At 54.3% G+C, this 5,897-nt stretch carries 4 protein-coding genes; 1 reads left to right on the forward strand and 3 read right to left on the reverse strand.

Annotated elements, in window-relative coordinates; genetic code table 11:
* Positions 1 to 131: 131 nt before the first annotated feature.
* The 3 genes from AB5Y92_RS08535 to dinG all read right to left on the reverse strand — a co-directional run bounded on the left by AB5Y92_RS08535 (position 132) and on the right by dinG (position 4,085).
* The gene (locus AB5Y92_RS08535) at positions 132 to 1,028 is read right to left on the reverse strand and encodes a histone deacetylase (RefSeq protein WP_368226465.1); all 897 of its coding nucleotides are present in this window, start codon (positions 1,026 to 1,028) and stop codon (positions 132 to 134) included.
* A gap of 182 nt (positions 1,029 to 1,210) precedes the next feature.
* Positions 1,211 to 1,870 (reverse strand): DUF2057 domain-containing protein, encoded by a 660-nt coding sequence (locus AB5Y92_RS08540; RefSeq protein WP_270816956.1) that lies wholly within the window; start codon positions 1,868 to 1,870, stop codon positions 1,211 to 1,213.
* Positions 1,871 to 2,012: 142 nt separating this feature from the next.
* Positions 2,013 to 4,085 (reverse strand): ATP-dependent DNA helicase DinG, encoded by a 2,073-nt coding sequence (dinG, locus tag AB5Y92_RS08545; protein WP_139411342.1) that lies wholly within the window; start codon positions 4,083 to 4,085, stop codon positions 2,013 to 2,015.
* Positions 4,086 to 4,481: 396 nt separating this feature from the next.
* On the opposite strand from dinG, the gene AB5Y92_RS08550 reads away from it, so the two are divergent.
* Positions 4,482 to 5,642 (forward strand): porin, encoded by a 1,161-nt coding sequence (locus AB5Y92_RS08550; protein ID WP_368177755.1) that lies wholly within the window; start codon positions 4,482 to 4,484, stop codon positions 5,640 to 5,642.
* Positions 5,643 to 5,897 lie beyond the last annotated feature (255 nt).

The following is a 5,897-nucleotide window of genomic DNA, read 5'->3' on the forward strand; positions in this document are numbered from 1 at the left end:
CAAAGTGTGCCAGATCCGCACGATGCCACACTCTGCTACAAAAAAGGGCGATGCTGGCAAAGTTCAGACACCGATAGGGTGTTTACTTGAGGGCACTTCTGATGGGGTGTCCGCGCTATCAAGCCATGCCATCAGCCAAAACGGTGGCGCGCTATTTCAAACAGCGACATATGAAGCGGGATCAGCTGTTGCCAGTCGCGGCGATAGCCGCCACCAGGCACAGCGGCGACAGGCAACCCATGCTTGATTGCACAGTCAAATACCATGGCATCGCGCAGGCGAACCCCTTCATCGCTCAAGGAGAGATAACCAAGCTCGTCGGCATGATGCACATCGACGCCTGCCTGATAGAGGATGAGATCCGGCGAATAGAGCCGCAGTGCCAGCGAGAGTGCTTGTTGCAGTGTGGTGAGATAGGCATCGTCCGTCATGCCGCTTGGCAGCGGAAAGTCGAGGTGAGAGGTGGCTTTGTGATGGGGAAAGTTGTGCTCCCCATGGAGGGAGAGGGTGATGATATCGCGCCGTTCGGCGCACAGGGCCGCACTGCCATCCCCCTGATGCACATCGAGATCGACGATCAGCACCTGTTCACAGTGCCCCTCGTCGAGGCAAGCCTGGGCGGCAATCACCAGATCGTTGAACAGACAAAAACCGCTGCCGTGATCCCGATGGGCGTGGTGGTAGCCACCGGAGAGCTGCAAGCCGCAGCCCTGCTCAAGCGCATAGCGGCTGGCGGCAATGGTGGCTCCCACCGAGCGCAAGGTGCGCTCCATCAGCATGGGTGACCAGGGAAAACCGATCTTGCGGATGGCGCGATCTTCCAGCTGGCCGCTCAGGGCCGCCGCGACATAATCGGCATCGTGAATGCGACAGATTTGCTCCCGGGTAGCGGCGGGCGCTTCGCCAAGGGGGTAACCCTGTACCTGCAGGCGTTCAAACAGCCCTTGATACTTGGCCAGCGGGAAGCGATGGCGCTCGGGTAGCGTCAGGGAGGAGTAGAGGAGGTGATAGAAAATGCGCAACGACATGGTGCCATTCTCCCTGGCAAGGTGGCGCTTTCTATATATGAAATCAGCAGATGAATCCATGTATGTACTCCCTATATAAAGGGGAAGTGGCAGCGCATAAATCAAGACGCGTCGTGAGTGAGACCGCAGGATATGGAAAAGGGGAGCTTGGCTCCCCTTTTCAGTCAATATTTCAGCCCGGCTTATTGCTGCTGGATAACCCAGATCTGGAAGGCTTTGCGGGTTTCCGCATCGGCCTTGTTGTACCAGTTTTGCAATTGGGTCAGGGCTTCCGGATTGCTTTGAGCCTTGCTGGGGGCAACCTGAACCGGTGCGCTGGCGGCAGCCATCACGGCAGCAGTAGAGACGGCAACGGTTTTGGGCTGGTTGAAGGCTTTGCCCATGTTGATCAGCTCTTGCTGATAGTCACGGGTCAGCTGGAAGCCCTCTACTTTCGGCATCACGAACTGTTCGCTACTCACTTGCTGACCACTGACCTTGTCTTTCAGCGTGACTTTCTGATCCTTCAGGAATTGTTTGGCTTCTGCTTCGTTGCGGGGCTTTTTATAGTCCAGCACCAGCTGCTGGTTGTCGGCAGCGGTGAAGTTCAGCACCAGCGGCTCGGCGGTCACCAGCTTGATTTCGTCTCGATTAGAATAATTGCCTTCAAATGCAACCACGAGCTGATGTTTACCAACGCTAAGTGGAAACTTTTTGGTGTTATCGAGTAATGAGGGATTGATTGCTTGACCATCGATCAGCTGGACGACATACGGGGTGGTCACTTCCAATTGGGCATCAGCAAGGGCGCTACCGGCCCACAACAGACCAGCCAGCGCCGGTACCAGAACAGTCAGTTTCATTTCATCTCCTTGAACAGTCAGGCGATTGCCCACTGAAAACAGGGGCTCATTTTTACAGGTTTGGCCTACTGCGGCAATGGCTCTTTCTGGTGCTCGATGTTTGCGCTGCTGTCAGTTTGTTTGTCAATAGCGGCAGACTGATTTACTCGATCCGCCGTGTAAACGGGGGGAGAGCATCAAGCAACCCCTTGCCATAACGTTTGGTCAGCAGGCGGCGGTCGAGAATGGTGACCCGTCCCCGATCAGCCTCTTTGCGGATGAGGCGGCCACAGGCCTGGATAAGCTTGCGCGATGCCTCCGGCACTGTCAGTTGCAGAAAGGGGTTCCCCCCTCGCTGCTCCACCCACTCGGCGGTGGCCTCCTCGACCGGCGAGTTGGGTACCGCAAAGGGGAGTTTGGTGATCACCAGATTGGTGAGATAGTGACCCGGCAGATCCAGCCCCTCCGAGAAGCTGCCGGTACCAAACAGGATGCTGGCCTGACCGCCATCGCATTTTTGTTTGTGCAGGGTGAGCAGGGCATTGCGGGAGGCTTCCCCCTGCACCAGCAGTGATAGTCCCTTGGCTCGCAAGCCAACGGCCACCTCATTCATCTGGCGGTAGGAGGAGAAGAGCACCAGACTCGCCTCCTTGCCCGCCAAAATGCGTGGCAGCACGCTGATGAGTTCGTTGGTAAAGGCCGGCGAGTTGGGTTCGTGCTCCATCTTGGGCAGATAGAGCTCGGCTTTCTGATAGTCAAAGGGGGAGCGCAGGCGCAGATAGCGGGTACCATCGTGCTCCTTGAGCCCCACCTGATGGCGAAAATAACTAAAGGAAGAGAGGGCGGTGAGGGTCGCGGAGACCAGTACGGCACCTAGACATTTCGACCAGAGCCACTCCTCCAGCAGATAGCCCACCTCTATCGGTGAGGCGTGCAGCCAGATATCGCCGTCATCGCTCTTGGCCATCCAGCGGGCGAGCGGGGTTTTGCCGGTCGGCACATGGCGCCCCAGCATCTCCCAGAGGGCGCAGAAACTCTCCAGTCGCTGCAGATGAAAACCGCTCTCGGCCAGCAGGGGCTCGGCCTCCTTGCGGCGGATCTCACCATCTTTCAGCGCTTCACCGATGGCTCCTTGCATCCGATCCAGCGCCCGCAGCGCCTTCTTGCTCGACTCCTTGAGATTCTCTGCCAGCATGGGCAGGGGATCCGGCAATACCCCTTCGGCGAAACGGTAGTGGGGTTCACTGCCAAAAAGCCGATCGTTGGCGCTGAGCCACTGCTCGACCGCCTTCAGATCAGGCTGGATGGAGGCCAGTGCATCCTGCAGTTTGAGTTGGGGGTCGAGCAGGCTCTCCTTATTAAGAGTCCGCGCCAGCTTGCCTGCACTTTGTACCAGCTTCTCCAACCAGCGACGCGAGCCTTTGACGCTGGCCGACGCCGCGCCGTGATCCCGGGCAATGGTGGGCAGGTGATGGGCCTCATCCAGCACATAGATGCACTCATCGGGGGGCGGCAGAATGATGCCGCCGCCCATGGTCAGATCGGAGAGCAGTAGTGCATGGTTGACGACCAGCACATCGGCGCTCTCCATATCGTTGCGGGCGCGATGAAATGGGCAGTGCTGGTGATGGCTCAGCGCCTTGTTGCAGGTGTGGCGGTCGGCGGCGATGCGATCCCAGCACGTGTCGGGAATGGGCTCCGGCCAGTTGTCCCGATCCCCGTCCCATTTACCATTGGTGTAGGCCTGCCACAGGGCCTGGTAGCGATCTTTGTCGCTGTCAGAGGGCTTGGACTTGCTCAGACTGCCAAAGTCGAGCTCGAAGTTGGCCATCTCGGCGCCACTGGCTGCCTGCTCCAGCAGATGCTCGCAGCAGTAGCGCTGACGCCCCTTGACCAGCATAAAGCGAAACGGCAGCTCGCTGTGGCGGTGGTAAAAGGGGAGGTCTTTGTGGATCAGCTGCTCTTGCAGAGCCACTGTGGCAGTGGAGATCACCAGCTTCTTCTGGGTGAGTCGCGCAACCGGAATGGCGCCCTGCGCATAGGAGAGGGATTTGCCGATACCGGTACCCGCTTCGGCAACCAGGATCCGGCGCTGTTTGTCGTACTCGCCGGTCAGGGTTTTGGCTATCTCGGCCACCAGAAAGTTCTGCTCTTTGCGCGGCACAAAACCGGGTAATCCATCCGAAATCTGGCGATAGGTTTGACGAATGGTGGCTTTAAGGCGAGTAGAGAGCATGAAGAGAAGGCCAGTTAGGGGTTAATCGAAGTACAAGGATACCCGCAACCCCTTGGTGAGGTCGAGGCAACAGCCATTATCACGGCAGTTTTACGCTGATCAGACCACTTTGGTTGTTTATCAGGTAGTTAGCGTTATTTGCATGAAAAATAGACTATTTTAGTCCAAATAATCAGCAGGATTAATTGTAAACGTTTTCCCGTTGGTTCTGCTTCAAGTGAGATGCGCATCACATTTTCATCTTGGTGACCATGATTTCCATAAAAAGTTCCAAGTTTTTTCATTGCGGTTCAAAAAATCCGGTGCTAGTCTCGGCGGCATAGTGATGCAAAGAACATCGCTAACACAGGGAATAACAACGACTTAGTGTTTAACTTACAGTAGGCATTGGAAACTATGAAAAAGACAATTCTGGCAATTGCTATCCCGGCTCTGTTCGCTTCCGCAGCCAACGCAGCTACCGTATATGACAAAGATGGCACCAAGTTTGATGTATATGGACGTGTTCATGCCGCCTATCAAGGCGAAGAAAACACTGCCGCATTGGACGAAAAGGACAATGGCGATCTCTTTTACAAAAAGAGCGATTCCACCACTAAAGGTGAAGTCTATACCTATGCCCGTACCGGTATGCAGGGTAAAGTTGCCCTGAACAACACTTGGTCTGCGATTGCTCAGGGCGAATGGCAACTGAGTTCAGAAAACAGCAAGCAAGATTCTCTTACTGCACGTCATGTTTGGGCCGGTTTTGATGGTTCTCAATATGGTAAGTTCATGTTTGGTCAGACCGATACTGCTTCTAAGTGGGGCGTACAAGATCGTGCCGATATCTTTGAAGAGCTGGGTAACGTTGCGAGCGTAAACGATGGTCGCCAAGAAGGTCAGGTTATCTACCGTGGTGAGTGGAATGGCGCTTTCTTCAATGCCTCCTACATCAGCAAAAATAGCAGTATGGATGAATTTGGTACAGAATTGTTGTCCAAATCTCTGACCTCTACATCAGTCGATAAAGACAGTAACAAGAAAGGACTGGAAGGCGGTTATGCTGTTGGTGCCGGTTATAACATGGCTAACGGCTTTGGCTTCGGCGTGAGTATCGAGAACAAAGAATTTGAACGTGGCACTTATCTGGGCGCAGAGAAAGACATCAATGGCAATATCACCGGTGCAACAATCAGCAACTTGAAGAGTAAAGATGACTGGGCGATCGGTACTTCTTACGCCTTTGATGCCTTCTATTTCGGCGCCATGTATAACGAATCCAAGCTGAAAGGCTTCGATGATGGTCAAGAGATTAAAGCGAAAGGCTTTGAACTGGCTGGTTCTTACACCATCGACTCCTGGAAACTGCTGGCTGGCTACAACAAGCTGGATGCTAAAGGTACCAATATTGACAGTGTTGTTGGTACAACAAATGATGTCGAGATCTTTGATCGCGTAATTCTGGGTGTTGAGTATGCCTTCACTTCCAACATCAAGTCTTATGCTAACTACGCAATCGAAAGCGCTGGCGAGAAAGATGACCAGTGGGAATTCGGCATGCAGTACAACTTCTAATAAGTTGCACGTGAGTAATATCCTGGCTTGAGTCTTTGACCTAGCTACGAATGGCCGAGATAATATCTCGGCCATTTTCTTTTTGGCGGCATTGCTATTGCGTAACGGAGTTCTGGTGAATCGCCAGATTGTAGTTTCTAGTGGCGTTGTTTCCCAAATCAACCATCAAGCAGCAACTGCCCCAGCCCCTGGTGACCGCTACACTCGGGGCTTTCTGACAGGTAGACCAAGGGTATTCAGCTTGTTTATGGCGCT

The organism is Aeromonas sp. R1-1 (genome assembly GCF_040908495.1).
Lineage (GTDB): Bacteria > Pseudomonadota > Gammaproteobacteria > Enterobacterales > Aeromonadaceae > Aeromonas > Aeromonas veronii.